General features: G+C 69.5%; 17 protein-coding genes. 6 read left to right on the top strand and 11 right to left on the bottom strand.

The genetic code is table 11. From position 1 onward, the window contains the following. Positions 1–26: 26 nt before the first annotated feature. The 4 genes from dxs to G6N58_RS20975 form a co-directional block, all read right to left on the bottom strand. The gene (dxs, locus tag G6N58_RS20990) at positions 27–1,952 is read right to left on the bottom strand and encodes a 1-deoxy-D-xylulose-5-phosphate synthase (protein ID WP_115277429.1); all 1,926 of its coding nucleotides are present in this window, start codon (positions 1,950–1,952) and stop codon (positions 27–29) included. 28 nt (positions 1,953–1,980) lie between these two features. After that, positions 1,981–3,243, bottom strand: coding sequence for a Na+/H+ antiporter NhaA (gene nhaA, locus G6N58_RS20985; RefSeq protein ID WP_115277430.1), 1,263 nt, complete (start codon positions 3,241–3,243; stop codon positions 1,981–1,983). 477 nt (positions 3,244–3,720) lie between these two features. Then, positions 3,721–4,902, bottom strand: coding sequence for a class I SAM-dependent RNA methyltransferase (locus tag G6N58_RS20980; RefSeq protein WP_115277431.1), 1,182 nt, complete (start codon positions 4,900–4,902; stop codon positions 3,721–3,723). Next, positions 4,899–6,896, bottom strand: coding sequence for an APC family permease (locus G6N58_RS20975; protein WP_115281371.1), 1,998 nt, complete (start codon positions 6,894–6,896; stop codon positions 4,899–4,901). The genes G6N58_RS20980 and G6N58_RS20975 overlap by 4 nt, the downstream gene beginning before the upstream one ends. Positions 6,897–6,984: 88 nt before the next feature. Here G6N58_RS20975 and G6N58_RS20970 point away from each other — a divergent pair, with 88 nt between their 5' ends. Both G6N58_RS20970 and G6N58_RS20965 read left to right on the top strand, forming a co-directional pair. Further along, complete coding sequence (locus tag G6N58_RS20970; protein WP_115277432.1) at positions 6,985–7,656, top strand: potassium channel family protein; 672 nt, start codon at positions 6,985–6,987, stop codon at positions 7,654–7,656. After that, positions 7,653–8,327 carry a potassium channel family protein gene (locus G6N58_RS20965; RefSeq protein ID WP_115277433.1) on the top strand — a complete coding sequence of 225 codons (675 nt, stop codon included), beginning with the start codon at positions 7,653–7,655 and terminating at the stop codon, positions 8,325–8,327. Before G6N58_RS20970 ends, G6N58_RS20965 begins: the two co-directional genes overlap by 4 nt. A gap of 3 nt (positions 8,328–8,330) precedes the next feature. Here the strand turns inward: G6N58_RS20965 and G6N58_RS20960 are convergent, their stop codons facing one another. The 3 genes from G6N58_RS20960 to G6N58_RS20950 are packed head-to-tail and all read right to left on the bottom strand — an operon-like array spanning position 8,331 to position 10,845. Continuing rightward, positions 8,331–9,755, bottom strand: a complete 1,425-nt coding sequence (locus G6N58_RS20960; protein ID WP_232067945.1) for an MFS transporter — start codon at positions 9,753–9,755, stop codon at positions 8,331–8,333. A gap of 2 nt (positions 9,756–9,757) precedes the next feature. Continuing rightward, positions 9,758–10,477, bottom strand: a complete 720-nt coding sequence (locus tag G6N58_RS20955; protein ID WP_435406126.1) for a DUF3159 domain-containing protein — start codon at positions 10,475–10,477, stop codon at positions 9,758–9,760. Further along, on the bottom strand, positions 10,474–10,845 hold the full coding sequence (locus tag G6N58_RS20950; RefSeq protein WP_068919776.1) for an OB-fold nucleic acid binding domain-containing protein: 372 nt from the start codon (positions 10,843–10,845) through the stop codon (positions 10,474–10,476). Before G6N58_RS20950 ends, G6N58_RS20955 begins: the two co-directional genes overlap by 4 nt. A gap of 138 nt (positions 10,846–10,983) precedes the next feature. Between G6N58_RS20950 and G6N58_RS20945 the strand changes: the two genes are divergently transcribed. Next, positions 10,984–11,682, top strand: coding sequence for a serine aminopeptidase domain-containing protein (locus G6N58_RS20945; protein WP_115277434.1), 699 nt, complete (start codon positions 10,984–10,986; stop codon positions 11,680–11,682). Here the strand turns inward: G6N58_RS20945 and G6N58_RS20940 are convergent. Beyond that, positions 11,679–12,377 (bottom strand): DUF3710 domain-containing protein, encoded by a 699-nt coding sequence (locus tag G6N58_RS20940; RefSeq protein WP_083230685.1) that lies wholly within the window; start codon positions 12,375–12,377, stop codon positions 11,679–11,681. The genes G6N58_RS20945 and G6N58_RS20940 overlap by 4 nt on opposite strands. Further along, positions 12,374–12,838: a dUTP diphosphatase gene (gene dut / locus G6N58_RS20935; protein ID WP_068916519.1), complete on the bottom strand. Its 465-nt coding sequence runs from the start codon at positions 12,836–12,838 to the stop codon at positions 12,374–12,376. Before dut ends, G6N58_RS20940 begins: the two co-directional genes overlap by 4 nt. Before the next feature lie 25 nt (positions 12,839–12,863). Here dut and G6N58_RS20930 point away from each other — a divergent pair, with 25 nt between their 5' ends. Further along, complete coding sequence (locus G6N58_RS20930) at positions 12,864–13,340, top strand: DUF3093 domain-containing protein (protein ID WP_115277435.1); 477 nt, start codon at positions 12,864–12,866, stop codon at positions 13,338–13,340. A 96-nt stretch (positions 13,341–13,436) separates the two neighbouring features. Here the strand turns inward: G6N58_RS20930 and G6N58_RS20925 are convergent, their stop codons facing one another. Next, entirely contained in the window at positions 13,437–13,739 is a 303-nt protein-coding gene (locus G6N58_RS20925; protein WP_068916517.1) for a DUF4193 domain-containing protein, read from the bottom strand. A 180-nt stretch (positions 13,740–13,919) separates the two neighbouring features. Between G6N58_RS20925 and cei the strand changes: the two genes are divergently transcribed. Then, positions 13,920–14,570 (top strand): envelope integrity protein Cei, encoded by a 651-nt coding sequence (cei, locus tag G6N58_RS20920; RefSeq protein ID WP_068916516.1) that lies wholly within the window; start codon positions 13,920–13,922, stop codon positions 14,568–14,570. A gap of 3 nt (positions 14,571–14,573) precedes the next feature. On the opposite strand, the gene G6N58_RS20915 is transcribed toward cei, so the two are convergent. After that, positions 14,574–15,440, bottom strand: a complete 867-nt coding sequence (locus tag G6N58_RS20915) for an inositol monophosphatase family protein (RefSeq protein ID WP_068919775.1) — start codon at positions 15,438–15,440, stop codon at positions 14,574–14,576. A gap of 144 nt (positions 15,441–15,584) precedes the next feature. Here G6N58_RS20915 and ppgK point away from each other — a divergent pair, with 144 nt between their 5' ends. Beyond that, positions 15,585–16,358, top strand: a complete 774-nt coding sequence (gene ppgK / locus G6N58_RS20910) for a polyphosphate--glucose phosphotransferase (RefSeq protein ID WP_068916515.1) — start codon at positions 15,585–15,587, stop codon at positions 16,356–16,358. The last annotated feature ends 141 nt before the right edge of the window (positions 16,359–16,499 follow it).

Raw genomic sequence — 16,499 nt, 5'->3', positions numbered from 1 at the left:
CGCCGAGACCGACACCTCGCCGGTTTCTATTCGGCCCTCTTCGCCGAGACGTCGGTGTCGGCGAGCGGGTCGGAGCTGGTGTTGAGGGCGGCCACCCAGCCGGTGATCTGGCGGGCGACATGTTGATCGGTCAGGCCCACCCGGGCCAGGATCTCACCGCGCGAGGCGTGGTCCTGGAACTCCTGCGGCACTCCGACGTCGCGGCACGGCACGTCGATCTCCTTGCGGCGCAACGCCGACGACACCGCCGAGCCGACGCCGCCGCTGACACCGTTGTCCTCGAGGGTCACCACCAGCTTGTGGGCGACCGCGAACTCCGCCAGCACCTCGGGCACCGGGAGCACCCAGCGCGGATCCACCACCGTGACACCGATGCCCTGATCGCGCAGCCGCTCGGCCACCGCCAGCGCCATGGCGGCGAACGGTCCCACGGCCACGATCAGGACGTCCTCGGACAACCCCTCGGCCGGCTCCGCCAGCACATCGACCCCGTCGCGGCGATGCAGCGCCGGGATCTTCTTGCCCACATCGCCCTTGGGGAACCGCAGCGCGGTGGGCCCGTCCTTGACGGCCAGCGCTTCGCGCAACTCCTCACGCAGGGTGGCCGCGTCGCGGGGGGCGGCCACCTTCATCCCGGGCACGATGCCCAGGATGGACAGGTCCCAGGTGCCGTTGTGGCTGGCACCGTCGGGCCCGGTGATCCCGGCCCGGTCCAGCACCATGGTGACCGGCAGCTTGTGCAGCGCGACATCCATCATCACCTGGTCGAACGCCCGGTTCAGGAACGTCGAGTAGATGGCCACCACCGGGTGCAACCCACCCATGGCCAGCCCGGCGGCCGAGGTCATGGCGTGCTGTTCGGCGATGCCGACATCGAAGAGCCGGTCGGGGAAACGCTGACCGAACGCGCTGAGCCCGGTGGGGCCGGGCATCGCGGCGGTGATCGCCACGACATCACGACGCTTGCGGGCGATCTTGATCAGCTCGTCGGAGAACGCGGCCGTCCAGCCCGGCGCCGACACCGTGGTGGCCAGCCCCGTCAGCGGGTCGATGATGCCGGTGGCATGCATCTGCTCGGCCTCGTCGTTCTCCGCAGGTCCGTAACCCATGCCCTTGCGGGTGGCCACGTGCACGATCACCGGGGCATTGAAGCCCCGGGCGCTGCGCAGCGCGGCCTCGACCGCGTGCTCGTCGTGCCCGTCGATGGGTCCGACGTACTTCAGGCCCAGGTCGGTGAACATCGGCTGCGGCGACAGGGCGTCCTTGATACCCGCCTTGACGCTGTGCATGCACTGGTAGCAGAACTCACCGATCAGCGGCACCCCGCGCACGGCGCCACGGCTGCGTTCCAACAGCTTCTCGTAGCCGGGCTGCAGACGCAGGTGGGCCAGGTGGTCGGCCAGACCGCCGATGGTCGGCGCGTAGCTGCGGCCGTTGTCATTGACGACGATCACCACCGGACGCTGGGAGGCGGCGATGTTGTTCAGCGCTTCCCAGCACATGCCACCGGTCAGCGCGCCGTCGCCCACCACGGCGACGACATGCCGGTTGCGGTGGCCGGTGAGCTCGAAGGCCTTGGCCAGCCCGTCGGCGTAGGACAGCGCAGAACTGGCATGGCTGGATTCCACCCAGTCGTGCTCGCTCTCGTCGCGGCAGGGGTAACCCGACAACCCGTCCTTCTTGCGCAGCGAGTCGAAGTCCGCGCACCGGCCCGTCAGCATCTTGTGCACGTAGGCCTGGTGACCGGTGTCGAAGATGATCGGGTCGTGCGGGGAGTCGAACACCCGGTGCAGCGCCAGGGTCAGCTCGACGACGCCCAGGTTCGGGCCCAGATGTCCGCCCGTGGCAGCGACCTTGTGAACCAGGAACTCGCGGATCTCGTGAGCCAGGTCACTGAGCTGAGACTGCGAAAGGTGCTGGAGATCAGCGGGACCGCGGATCTGTTCAAGCATTCGGGCAGTCTACCCACCGATCCTGGTACTAGTCGCGACGAGGCTGGTAGACGTCAGGAATGCCGTCATTATCGGCGTCGCGGGTCTCCTCGGCCTGGATGCGGCGGTAGACGCGGTTGCGGCTGGACAGCACCACCGCAGCCAACAGACCTGCGAGAACCGAACCCATCAGCACCCCGATCTTGACGTCGGCCCCCGCCGTGGCGTTGCCCTCGAAGGCCAACTCCCCGATGAGCAGCGACACGGTGAACCCGATGCCACCGAGCAGCGAGACCCCCAGCACGTCCCGCCAGGCCAGGTTGTCATCGAGGTTGGCCCGGGTGAACCGGGCCAGCAGATAGGTGGTGCCCAGAATGCCGATCGGTTTGCCCAGAACCAGACCTGCGATCACGCCCAGAGTCACCGCATCACCCAGGGAATGCCCCAGACCGGACAGCCCGCCCACGGTGACCCCGGCGGCGAAGAAGGCGAACACCGGGACGGCGAACCCGGCGGACAGCGGCCGCAGCAGGTGTTCGAACCGCACGGCCGAGGCGTAGCGGCCCACCACCGGGACGGTGAACCCGAGCAGCACCCCTGCCACCGTGGCGTGCACCCCGCTGGCGTGCATCAGCGCCCAGGCCGTCACCCCGATCGGGATCAGCACCCACCACTTGCCGAGACCACGCTGGACCACGACACCGAACACCGCGATGCACAGCAGCGCCAGCAGCAGGGGCACCGGCGCCAGGTGGTCGGTGTAGAACACGGCGATGACGGTGATGGCCAGCAGGTCGTCCACCACGGCCAGGGTCAACAGGAACGTCCGCAATGCACTGGGCAGATGCGTCGAGATGACGGCGAGGATGGCCAGCGCGAACGCGATGTCGGTGGCAGTCGGCACCGCCCACCCGGCCAGGCCGTCCGGTGCCCGCAGGTTCACCAGGACATAGATGACGGCAGGGGCGACCATGCCGCCGACGGCAGCCAGGATCGGCAGCGCCGCGCGCGCCGGGTCACGCAGGTCCCCGGCGACGAACTCCCGCTTCAGTTCCACACCGACGACGAAGAAGAAGATGGCGAGCAGTCCGTCGGCAGCCCAGGCCGCGATGGACAGGTCCAGGTGCAGCGCCGCCGGGCCGATCCGGAACTCCGAGATGTCGTCGTAGAGCCCCGACCACGGCGAGTTGGCCCAGATCAGTGCCGCGGCGGCCGCGATGAGCAGCAGCATGCCGCCGGCGGTTTCCTGGCGCAGCACCGAGGCGACGCGCTTGGCCTCGGGCCACGAGCCGCGGGTGAACAGTCTGGCCACAACACTCCTCGTTCAGGCACCACACATGACTCGCCGACCAGACTTCCCGGCACACCGGGAGCAACACTACAGCCGGAGTCCGAGGCTGCGAGGGACGAGCAGGCGAAGGAGCTCCGGCTCATGCACTACAGCCGGAGTCCGAGGCTGCGAGGGACGAGCAGGCGAAGGAGCTCCGGCTCATGCACTACAGCCGGAGTCCGAGGCTGCGAGGGACGAGCAGGCGAAGGAGCTCCGGCTCATGCACTACAGCCGGAGTCCGAGGCTGCGAGGCACGAGCAGGCGAAGGAGCTCCGGCTCATGCACTACAGCCGGAGTCCGAGGCTGCGAGGCACGAGCAGGCGAAGGAGCTCCGGCTCATGCACTACAGCCGGAGTCCGAGGCTGCGAGGCACGAGCAGGCGAAGGAGCTCCGGCTCATGCACTACAGCCGGAGTCCGAGGCTGCGAGGCACGAGCAGGCGAAGGAGCTCCGGCTCATGTCAACGGGTCAACAGCGCTACGCACTCGACGTGATGGGTCAGCGGAAAGGCGTCGAACACCGTCAGCTCCCGCACCTCGTACCCGTGCTTGCGGTAGAGACCGACGTCGCGGGCGAAGGCGGCTGCCTCGCAGCCGATGTGAACCACCCGCGGCACTCCCGCCGCGGCGATGGTGTCGACGATCTCGCGGCCGGCACCGGTGCGCGGCGGATCGAGCACCGCCACGTCCGCCGACTTCTGCTTGCCCAGCGCCCGGCGTACGGAGTCGGTGACGAAGTGCACCTGCGGCAGGTCGGACAGCGCGGTACGACCGGCCCGCGATCCCGATCGGGAGGTGTCGACGCTGAGCACCGTGCCGGTGTCCCCCACCGCGTCGGCCAGCGCCGAGGCGAAGACGCCTGCGCCGCCGTAGAGGTCCCAGGCCGTCATGCCCGGCTCCGCGGCCGCCCACTCCGCCACCAGGGCGCTGTAGTGCGTGGCGGCGTGGCGGTGGGCCTGCCAGAACGCGGTGGCCGGCAGCAGCCAGCGGCGCCCACCCACCCGTTGGACAGTCTCGTAGTCGCCCTCGACAGCCCGGGTGCGTCGCTGCGGGCCGCCGCAGACCACGTGGCGGGTGCCGTCGTCGTCGATCACCACGTGCACCTGATCGCCGGGCCGGATGGCGTCCTCGGGGAGGTCTGCCAGCATGTGCGGCGGCAACTGCCCGCAGCGCAGGTCGGTCACCAGCTCACTGCTGTGGTAGCGGTGCAGCCCGGGCCGCCCGTCGTCGCCGGCCGCCAGCCGCACCCGGGTGCGCCAGCCGGTGGCCGCACTGTCACCGACCGGTTGGGCCACGCCGGACCACGCGAACCCGCCCAGGCGCTGCAGCTGGTTGGCCACCACCGCGCCCTTGATGGCGCGCAGCGCCGCGGGCTCGACGAAGGCCTGATCGCAGCACCCGGCGCCGTCCACGCCGGCGATCGGACACAGCGACGCCACCCGGTCGGCGGAGGCTTCGATGACCTCGATCGTGTCTGCGTGCCAATAGGATCCGCGTTGGTCGGTGACCCGCACCCGCACCGTTTCCCCGGGCAGTGCATGGCGTACGAACACCACCCGCCCGTCGTGGCGGGCCACGCAGCTGCCGCCGTTGGCGGCATCGCCCGTGGTCAGTGTCAGTTCATCGCCGGCCGGCGTGGTCATTCCAGGAAGCCTCTCCGCGCGTCGCCGGGCGCCGACTGGGGCGCCAGCTTCTTCAGCCGCTCAGACGAATTCAGTTGCCAGGGAACGGAAGTCACCATGACATTGGGCTCGAACAGCAGACGCCCCTTGAGTCGCAGCGCGCTCTGGTTGTGCAGCACCTGTTCCCACCAGTGCCCCACCACGTACTCGGGGATGAACACCGTCACCACCGTACGCGGGGATTCCTTGCCGATGCGCTTGACGTAATCCAGCACCGGCCGGGTGATCTCGCGGTACGGCGAGGCGATCACCTTCAGCGGGACCGAGATGTCGCTTTCCTCCCACTTGTGCACCAGCTCACGGGTCTCGGCGTCGTCGACGCTGACGGTGATGGCCTCGAGCATGTCCGGCCGGGTGGCGCGTGCGTAGGCCAGCGCGCGCATGGTCGGCAGATGCAGCTTGGAGACCAGGACCACCGCATGGTTACGGCTGGGCAGCACCACGCCGCCGTCGTTCTCGGCCTCCTGCTCGGCCAGCTCACGCGCCACCGTGTCGTAGTGCCGGTGGATCAGCTTCATCATCACGAACAACGCCGTCATCGCCACGATCGCGATCCACGCCCCCGCCACGAACTTGGTAACCAACACAACGATGAGAACCGAACCGGTGCACACGAATCCGACGGTGTTGACCACCCGCGAACGGGTCATCCGGGCGCGTACCTGCTCGTCGGTCTCGGTGCGCAACAGCCGGGTCCAGTGCCGCACCATGCCGATCTGGCTCAGCGTGAACGACACGAACACCCCGACGATGTAGAGCTGGATCAGCGCGGTCACCTCGGCCCGGAACGCCACGATGAAGGCAATGGCCGCCAGCGCCAGGAACAGGATTCCGTTCGAGAAGGCCAGCCGGTCACCTCGGGTGTGCAACTGCCGCGGCAGATACCGGTCCTGGGCCAGGATGGACCCCAGCACCGGGAAGCCGTTGAACGCGGTGTTGGCCGCCAGCACCAGGATCAGCGCCGTGACGATGGTGATCAGCACGAAGCCCAGATGGAAGCTGCCGAAGACGGTCTCGGCCAGCTGCGCCACCAGTGTCTTCTGCCGGTAACCTTCCGGCGCGCCTTCCAGCTGGGTGGCGGGATCGTCGACGATCTGCACGCCGATCTTCTCCGCCAGCAGGATGATCCCCATCAACAACGTGACCGCGATGCCGCCGAGCAGCAGCAAGGTGGTCGCGGCGTTGCGGGACTTGGGCTTCCGGAAGGCCGGCACCCCGTTGCTGATGGCCTCCACGCCGGTCAGGGCCGCGCAGCCCGAGGAGAACGCCCGCGCCACCAGGAACACCATCGCCAGCCCCAGCACGTCATCGGTCTCGGCGTGCATCTCGAACGACGCCGACTCCGCCTGCAGTGGATCGCCGAGCACATAGATCCGGAACACTCCCCAGCCCAGCATCGCGAACATCCCGAGGATGAAGGCGTAGGTGGGGATGGCGAACGCGGTACCCGATTCCCGGATGCCGCGCAGGTTCATCGCCATCAGCAGCAGGATCGCCGTCACCGCGAACAGCACCTTGTGCTGGGCGATGAACGGCACCGCGGAGCCGATGTTCGACATCGCCGAGGCCATCGAGACCGCCACGGTCAGCACGTAATCCACCAGCAGGGCGCTGGCCACTGTCAACCCCGCCGTCGGCCCCAGGTTGGTGGTCACCACCTCGTAATCGCCGCCACCGGAGGGGTAGGCGTGCACGTTCTGCCGGTAGCTGGCCACCACCACCAACATCACGAAGGCCACGGCCAGACCGATCCACGGCGTCATCGAATACGCGGTCAGGCCCGCCACCGACAGCACCAGGAAGATCTCTTCGGGTGCGTAGGCCACCGACGACATGGCATCGGAGGCGAACACCGGCAGCGCGATCCGCTTCGGCAGCAGGGTGTGTCCCATGCTGTCGCTGCGGAACGGCCGACCCAGAACCAACCGGCGTGCGGCGGTCGAAAGCTTGGACACGAGGTCCAAGAGTATGCCCAAGCACAAATGGCGGTAGCGTTCCGCGTACGGTCAGAGCTACTGAGTCGCTGATCCGAAAGGACGCCAGGTGCGGGTAGTGGTGATGGGATGCGGCCGCGTGGGGGCAGCCCTGGCCGACGGCTTGGCCCGCATCGGTCACGAGGTGGCCATCATCGACCGGGACAACATGGCCTTCCAGCGGCTCTCACCGGATTTTCCGGGCGACCGCATCACCGGCATGGGCTTCGACCGCGAGGTGCTGCTGCGCGCGGGGATCGAGGAGGCAGGCGCGTTCGCGGCGGTGTCCTCCGGCGACAACTCGAACATCATCTCGGCGCGGGTGGCCCGCGAGACCTTCGGGGTGCGCAAGGTGGTGGCCCGCATCTACGACGCCAAGCGCGCCGCTGTCTACGAACGCCTGGGCATCCCGACGGTGGCCACCGTGCCGTGGACCACCGACCGGCTGCTCAATGCCCTGACCGGCGACACCGAGACCGCGCGCTGGCGTGACCCCACCGGCACCGTCGCGGTGGCCGAGGTGGTGCTGCACGAACAGTGGGTGGGTCGCAAGGTCACCGACCTGGAGAACGCCACCGGTGCGCGAGTGGCGTTCCTGATCCGCTTCGGCACCGGAATCCTGCCGGAGCCCAAGACCGTGATCCAGGCCAGCGACCAGGTGTACATCGCCGCGGTCTCCGGACATTCCGCCGAGGCGATGGCCATCGCCGCGCTGCCTCCCGGTGAGGATGCGGACCAGTGAGGGTCGCGATCGCCGGCGCCGGCGCGGTGGGCCGGTCCATTGCCCGTGAACTGCTGGAGAACGGGCACGACGTCACCCTGATCGAACGCAACCCCGAGCACATCGAGGAAGACGCCATCCCGGCAGCGCACTGGCAGCTGGGCGACGCCTGCGAGCTCTCCCTGCTGGAGTCGGTGCGCGCCGAGGATTTCGACGTGGTGATCGCTGCCACCGGCGACGACAAGGCCAATGTGGTGCTCTCCCTGTTGGCCAAGACCGAGTTCGCGGTGTCGCGAGTGGTGGCCCGGGTCAACGATCCTCGCAACGAATGGCTGTTCGACGAAGCGTGGGGAGTGGACGTGGCGGTGTCCACTCCGCGCATGCTGGCCTCGCTGGTCGAGGAAGCGGTGGCCGTGGGCGATCTGGTGCACATCATGGAGTTCCGCAAGGGTGAGGCGAACCTGGTGGAGATCACCCTGCCCGACGACACCCCCTGGGGCGGCAAACCGGTCCGCAAGCTGGACCTGCCGCGCGACGCGGCGCTGGTGACCATCCTGCGCGGCAACCGGGTGATCGTGCCGCAGTCCGATGAACCGCTCGAGGGCGGCGACGAACTGCTCCTGGTGGCCTCCCCCGAGGTCGAGGGCGAGCTGCGCGCCCTGCTGCTGCCGCCGGCCCCGGCGGGTCGTTGAGGGTCACCGACCCCGGTCCAGGCAGCGTGCGGCATCCACCGACGCCGGCGTGGCGACGCGCTTGTTGACGATGCCCAGGGCACTGATGACACCGGCGGCGGCGAACAGGGCCGCGGTGATCACCGCAACACGCCGGAACCCGGTCACGTCCATGGTGCCGCCGACGATCACCCCCAGGTTCGCGATGGCCAGCAGTCCGGCCACCCGGGACACCGCGTTGTTGACCGCCGAGGAGATCCCGCTGCGGGCCGGGTCGACGGCGGCCAGCACGGTGGCCGTCAATGGGGACACCGTCATCGACAGCCCCACGCCGAACAACACCAGGCCGGGCAGCATCTGAGTCCAGAAATCGAACTCCACCCGGATCCCGGCGATCAGCAGGAACCCCGCCGCGGCCAGCAGCGGTCCGGCCGCCATGTACCAGCGGGGGCCGTGCCGGCCGGCCAGCGCCCCGAAGCGCCCGGCGAGGAAGAACGACAGCACCGGGATGGGCAGGGTGGCCAGGCCGGCCTGGGTGGCCGACAGGCCCACCCCCTCCATCAGGAACAGCGTCACCGCCAGCATGCCGAGTGACACCCCGGCGTACAGGAACACCGTGGCGGCGTTGGCCACCGAGAAGTTGCGGGAGGCGAAGATCGCCGGCGGCATCATCGGCGCGGCGGCCCGGCGCTCCCAGAACGGGAACGCAACCAACGCGGCGGCACCGCCCACGAAGGCCCCCACCACCAGCGGATGCCAGGTCCCCAGCCGCTGCTGTTCGATCAGGGCGACCACCACCCCGGTCAGCCCCACAGCAGTCAGCGCGGCGCCCACCACATCGACGTCGCGCAGTCCGCGCCCGGCGGGGCGACCTGCGGGTGCCGGCAGCCGGGTGGTCAGGTACAGCGTCACCAGCAGCGGCGGCAGGTTGATGGCGAAGATCCACCGCCAGTCCAGCGTGTCCACCAGCACGCCTCCGAACAGCGGGCCGACCACGAAGGCGGTGCCGGTCCACGCCGTCCAGGTGCCCACGGCGCGGGACTGCTCGGCGCCGCTGAACCGTTCGTTGATCATCGCCAACGAACTGGGCACCAGGAACGCCGCGCCGACGCCCTGGATGCACCGCGCCACGACCAGCAGCGCCCCGTCGGGGGCCAGCGCGCACAACAACGAGGCCACCGCGAAAATCACCAGCCCGGCACGCAGCACGGTCAGCCGGCCCAACGCGTCGGAGATGGCGCCCGCCACCAGGATCAGCGCCCCCAGCGTCAGCAGGTACCCGTCGACCACCCACTGCTGCAGGGTCAGGCCGCCACCGAGATCAGCCGAGATCGCCGGGAGTGCGAGGTTGACCACCGAACCGTCCAGGAACGCCACGAACGACGCCAGCACGGTGACGGCGATCAGCACGCGACCCGAGCTGTCCTGCTGGGGTTGCGGCCCGGCCACCCTCAGTCGCTCTGGCGGGCGGTGCCGGGTTCGAGGTCGGGCTGGGGCGCGTCGGTGTCGGGCTCGGGCGCAGCCTCGGCGATGGCTTTCTGGGCGGCCTTGATCGCCAGATAGGTGATCAGCGCGGCCACCGCCGTCAGGGGCCAGCCCATCGCGATCCTGGCCACGCCCAACCAGCCTGTCTGGTCGGCGTCGTACAGGTGGTTCTGCACCACGAAGCGGGACGCGAACACCAGCACCCACGCCAGCGTGGCGAGATCGAAGATCCGCACGGCACGCTTGACCGAACGCCAGCCCTGGCCGTGCCCGCCGACCCAGCCCCAGATGTAGCCGACCACCGGGCGCCGGATCACCACCGAGATGGCGAACACCGCCGCCCACAGCAGCGACATCCAGATGCCGTAGAGGAAGTAGCCCTTGGCCTCGCCCATCAGATAGGCGATCAGCGCGCAGAACCCGACCCCGATGAAGCCCGAGATGGCGGGCTGGACGGTCTCCTTGCGATAGAGCCGCCACACCAGGATCAGTGCGGCCACCCCGAGGGCGGAGAGGACGGCAGGCATCAGGCCCAACGCCGAAGAGACCGGGACGAAGGCAACCACCGGCAGCGACGAGTAGATGAGCCCGCTGACGCCGCCCACCTGGTCCATGATCGCCTGGGCGCCGGTGCGTTCCGGGGTGGCGTCGGGGGCGGGTTCGGGACCGATGCCCGGTGAGCTCACCGCTGGATCTCGTAGTGCGGGTTGTAGATTGCCTTGCTCCCGTTGTCGAGCTTGCCGACGCGGCCGTGTACCCGCAGCGTGCGCCCGGAGTCGATACCGGGGATGCGGCGCTGCCCCAGCCAGACCAGGGTGACGGTGTCGGTGCCGTCGAAGAGTTCGGCTTTCACCCCACCGGCGCAGCCCTTGGCGTTGGCCTCGACGCTACGCAGGGTGCCGACCATGGTGACTTCCTGCCCGCGTTGACAGTCGATGGCCCGCTGGGCGCCGGTGACGTCGGCTTCGCCGGTCAACTCCTCGGCGTCGCGCTGAGCAGGATCCTCCGTCAACCGACGGGTGAGCCGCCGCAGATAACCTTCGGCCGCAGCCATGGCCACCACTCCCAAAATTCAGCCAAATCACAGTGCCTAACAAAGCTCAACGACACGCTAGACCCGTTGGTTCCCTATTTCCACGTCGCCGGTCTCCCAAACTCCCTATTTGCGGGCGCACCAGGCACGATCAACGCCATGGCTGTTGAACTCCACGGCGTGTCGGCGGTGCTGCTGCCGGGCACCGGGTCCGACGACGACTACGCCTACCGCGCCTTCGGTCCGGCTCTGCGCAGCGCAGGGGCGGTGCCGCTGCCGCATGCGCCCCAACCGGCCCGGCTGGTGGACGGCTATGTGGACGCGCTGGAGCAGGCTTCGCGCGACACCCCGATCATTGCGGCGGGCATCTCGCTGGGCGCCGCGGTGGCGGCGGCGTGGGCAATCACACACCCGCACCGCGTCGTCGCGGTGCTCGCGGCGCTGCCCGCCTGGACCGGCGCGCCGCACCATGCGCCGGCTGCGGCGGCGGCGCTGCACTCGGCTGCCGAGCTGCGCCGCGACGGGTTGGTGGCGGCCACGGCGCGGATGCAGGCGTCGAGCCCGGCCTGGCTGGCCGACGAGCTGACCCGCTCCTGGGTGGGTCAGTGGCCTGACCTGCCGACGGCCATGGAGGCCGCCTCGGGTTATGTGGCGCCCACCGGCCCGCAGCTGGCGACGCTCGCGGCTCCCCTGGCGGTGGCGGCGGCCACCGATGACCCGGTGCATCCCCTCGAGGTCGGTGTGGAGTGGGTGGCCGCGGCTCCGCGTGCGGCGCTGCACACCGTGACGCTCGCCGAGCTGGGTCACGATCCGTCCGTACTGGGCACGGCCTGCCTGGCCGCGCTGGCCGACCTCTAGCCGCCGGTGATGGTGCTGCGCAGCTGCTGCATCGCCGAGCCCTGGGCCCCGCGCCGCGCGGCCGGGTTCGCCGGCGGTTGTTGACCGGGCTGCTGCTGACCGGCCTGTTGCTGCTGGGCAGCGGCCTGCTGTTCGGCGGCGGCGCGCAGCTGCGCGGCCATCGGCTCCGGCAACTGCACGGGCAGCGGGGTGCGCACCGGCAGCGGGGTGCTGTCGCGTCGAACCACGGTGTCCGCCAGCGCCTTCCGCGCTTCCAGCGTCAGCGCGCCGATCGTTTCGTGACCGGCGTTGACCACGCAGCGGATCATCCACCGGTAGCCGTCGACGCCGATGAAGCGCACCGCACCGGAGGCCGTGCCCACCACTTCCCGGCCCCAGGGTCCGGTCTCGATGCTGACCTGGGCGTTGTCCTTGCGCAGCGACTCCGCGAGTTCACCGGCGACATCGCGCCACAGTCCGGCGCTCTTGGGCGCGGCGTAGGCCGCGACGGTGAAGCGACCGTTGGGGGTGACCACCCAGACCGCGCTGGGCACACCGGTCTGGGTGAGTTCCACCTGCACCTGGCCCGCCGCCGGCATCGGGATCAGCACCGAGCCGAGGTCCAGGCGACCCACCTTGGCCACCTCGGGATCGTCGAAATCCTCGATGTCGAAGGGGCCGTCGAGGTCGTCGTCGTGGGCGTTGTTGTCAGTCATAGGCTCGCATGTCCTCCCGATGAGCCGTGGCCGCCGTCGCCACGGGTGGTGTCCCCCAGACCCGCCTCGTCGAAAGAAGTGACCTCGACCAGATCGGGCAGTTCGACGCGCTGGACCAGCAGTTGGGCGATCCGGTCGCCGCGGTTGATGGTGATGGGCACCGACGGATCCAGGTTGATCAAGGACAACTTGATCTCGCCTCGATAGCCGGCATCGATGGTGCCAGGGCTGTTCACGATCGAAAGGCCAACGCGCGCAGCCAAACCGGATCGCGGATGCACCAGGCCGACCATGCCGTGCGGAATCGCCACCGCCAGACCGGTGGCCACCAGGGCGCGCTGCCCCGGCGCCAGGGTGACGTCCTGGGCGCTGTAGAGGTCCACGCCCGCGTCACCGGCGTGGGCGCGGGTGGGCAGGGGAAGTCCGGGGTCCAGGCGGACCACCGCCAGGCGGGTCGACACGAGGGATGAGACTACTCTTGGCCAGGTGGTGGGAACGCGCGAGACCTCGCAGACGGTGCGCTACCGCGAGCGGTTGTGGGTGCCGTGGTGGTGGAGCCTGCCCGGCTTCGGCCTGGCCGCGCTGATCGCACTGGAGGTCAACCAGGGCGTGCAGAGCCTGGCGGACTGGGTGCCGTTCGCGGTGCTGTTCGCGGTGGCCGCCGCGGCGCTGCTGTGGATGAGTCGCGCCGAGGTGTCGGTGGTCAGCCACGGCGACACCGTGGAGCTGTGGGCCGGACCGGCCCATCTGCCGGCGTCGGTGATCTCCCGCTCCGCCGAGATCCCCCGTTCGGCGAAGTCGGCCGCCCTGGGCCGTCAGCTCGATCCCGCCGCGTACGTCCTGCACAAGGCGTGGGTGGGACCGATGGCCTTGGTGGTGCTCGACGACCCCGACGATCCCACCCCGTACTGGCTGGTCAGCTGCCGCCACCCGGACCGGCTGCTCTCGGCCCTGCGCAGCTGAGCGCAGGACTCAGGCGGCTGACATTCGCCCGAGCTCCTTCGCCTGCTCGTGCGCCCCCTCGCTTCGCTGGGGGAACCCCCCTACGCAGCCTCGGACTCAGGCGGCGCAATCGCTGCAGAGCATCATGCCGTTCTTCTCGCTGGCCAAGCGGCTGCGGTGATGCACCAAAAAGCAGCTGGAGCAGGTGAATTCGTCGGCCTGCTTGGGGACGACGCGCACGGACAGCTCTTCGCCGGACAGGTCGGCGCCGGGCAACTCGAAGGACTCGCCGGCCTCGGCCTCGTCCACGTCGACCACAGCCGACTGCGCTTCGTTTCGGCGTGCCTTCAGCTCTTCCAGCGAGTCTTCGGAAACCTCGTCGGTCTCGTTGCGACGCGGAGCGTCGTAGTCGGTAGCCATGAATCTTGATCCCCTCTTGGTTCCCCGCTCGCATCCTCTGCCAGCTGAGCTTTGTACCAGTGCCGAACGCTTGCGCCAAACGATTCGTGCCCGGTACCACCTCCCATGAACTGTGATTTACATCACAGTCGCGCCATCCGGGCCCGCTGCCGATTTGCAGTGGCCCTCTAGAGTGCAGTCGTGGTCGCGCACATCACCGAGGGCACAGCCTTCGACAAGCGGGGATTGCCGTTCCGTCGCCGCAACATCTGGCCCGGGATCATCGCGGCGGCGGTGCTGGCCGTCATCACCGGGTTGGTGTGGACCATCGCCTTGACCCGCCCGGCCGAGGTGGTGCAGGCCGTCGCCTGCAACCCGCCCCCACCGCCCACCGACCCCGCCACGCCCCAGCTCGGGGACAAGGTGGCCGCCGCCGACTTCGCCGACACCGAACCGGCCCGGCTGGTCGACACCAAGATCACCGTGCTCAACGCCAGCGGCCAGGGCGGCCAAGCAAGCGAAGTGGCCGGTGAACTGCGCGATCTCGGGTTCGCCCAGCCCACGGCCGAGAACGACCCGATCTATGCCAACACCCGGCTGACGTGTCAGGGCCAGATCCGCTTCGGGCCGTCCGGCGAGGCCGCGGCCGCCGCGGTATGGCTGGTGGCGCCCTGCACCGAACTGTTCCGCGACGAGCGCGAGACCGACACCGTGGACCTGGTGCTCGGCACCGAATTCACCGAACTCACCCACAGCGACGACATCGACGCCGTGCTGGCCGGGCTGCAGCCCGAGGCCACCGAACCGGCGGACGCCGCCCTGCTGAGCAAGATCCATTCGGCCAGCTGCTGACCGCTACTCCGGGATGGGGCCCAGTGCTCCGTTGCGGTCCAGCACCGCGTGGAAATCGGCTGCCACGCCCGGCGCGGCAGCCACCAGCAGCTGGGCCGGGTCGCTGGGGAACAGCAGGTGCGCGCCGGCCTCCTGCGCCACCAGGGCGCCGGCCGCCCAGTCCCACAGATTGAGCCGGTGTTCGTAGTACAGATCCAGCCGGCCCGCCGCGACCATGCACAGGTCCAGCGCCGCCGAACCGATCCGGCGGATGTCACGCACCGAGGGCATCACCTTCGACAGCAGCACCCCCTGCGCCGCTCGGCGGCTGGGCGCGTAGCCGAAGCCCGTACCCAGCAGGGCCATCGACAGGTCCGCGACAGGATTGCAGCGCAGCGACCTGGCGCCCGCCGGGCCCTGGACCTGTGCGCCGTGGCCGAGCGCCGCCGAATACACCTCGCCGGACACCACGTCGGCCACTGCGCCCGCGACCGAGACGCCGTCGACCTGCGCGGCCACCGACACGCCGTAGGCCGGGATGCCGTAGACGAAGTTCACGGTGCCGTCGATGGGATCCAGCACCCAGGTGACTGCGCCCGCAGGCACACCGGCGGCCGGTCCGCCCCCCTCCTCGCCCAGCACGGGGTCGCCGGGACGCAACTGAGCCAGCCGGTCACGCAGCAGCCGCTCGGTCTCGGTGTCGACGACCGTCACCGGATCGGTCGGGGTGCTCTTGGTGCGCACGGAATCGGCCACCATCGCCTCCGACGGCGCCGCATCGGTGAAGTCGCCGAACACCTCTGCGCGGCGGCGCCGGACGAACTCCGCGGCCTCGGTGGCGATCTGGCGCGCCACGTCACGCAGGTGCAGGCGCACATCGTCGGCCGGCAGCGCCGGCGCGGGTTCGGGGGCGGGAGAAGACGTCACCCGACTATCGCAACACACGATGCACTGCCGGTGACACTCCCACCAAGTGGGTGTCGACACACTAAGGTGTGGAGCGCCCGCCGCCAGCCGAGTTAGGGAGCACAGCACATGACGGGATCGGATTCCTCAGGGCAGCGCCGCGGCTTCGGCATCGATGTCGGCGGTAGCGGGGTCAAGGGCGGCATCGTCGACCTCGACACCGGCGCGCTGATCGGAGAACGCTTCAAGCTGGCCACGCCGCAGCCGGCCACGCCGGAGGCCGTCGCCGAAACCGTGGCCGCGGTCACCAGGGAGTTCGGCTGGGAGGGCCCGCTCGGCGTCACCTACCCGGGGGTGGTCCAGGGCGGTGTGGTGCGCACCGCGGCGAACGTGGACAAGGCCTGGATCGGCACGAACGTCAACGAGGTGTTCACCCGCGCCCTCGACGGCCAGCAGGTCACCGTCCTCAACGACGCCGACGCCGCCGGAGTCGCCGAGGAACGCTTCGGCGCGGGCAAGGACAACACCGGTGTCATCGTGTTGCTCACCTTCGGCACCGGTATCGGTTCGGCGGTGATCCACAACGGGATCCTGCTGCCCAACACCGAGTTCGGCCACCTCGAGGTCGGAGGCAAGGAAGCCGAGCACCGGGCGGCGTCCTCGGTCAAGGAGCGCAAGGACTGGAGCTACGAGCGCTGGACCAAAGAGGTCACCAAGGTGCTCGTCGCGATCGAGAACGCCATCTGGCCGGATCTGTTCATCGCCGGCGGCGGGATCAGCCGCAAGGCCGACAAGTGGATCCCGCTGCTGACCAATCGCACGCCGGTGGTTGCGGCGGCGCTGCAGAACACCGCCGGCATAGTGGGCGCCGCGATGGCGGCCAATCGGGACGTCACCCACTAGAACAAATTTTGGCTGCTCGGCGCGGAGCAGCCCACTCCAGTAGTTACAATGGTGGAGGCGGCCGCCACCCGGATAGCGGCGAAACTCGTCCCGAGACTGACGCCGAATGACTCCGATAGCCCATGCTCTCGGTGGCGCTTG

Origin of the sequence: Mycolicibacterium tokaiense (assembly GCF_010725885.1) — a bacterium.
GTDB lineage: Bacteria > Actinomycetota > Actinomycetes > Mycobacteriales > Mycobacteriaceae > Mycobacterium > Mycobacterium tokaiense.
Note: the sequence above shows the minus strand (reverse complement) of the source record. Positions and strands in the feature narration are given on the sequence as shown.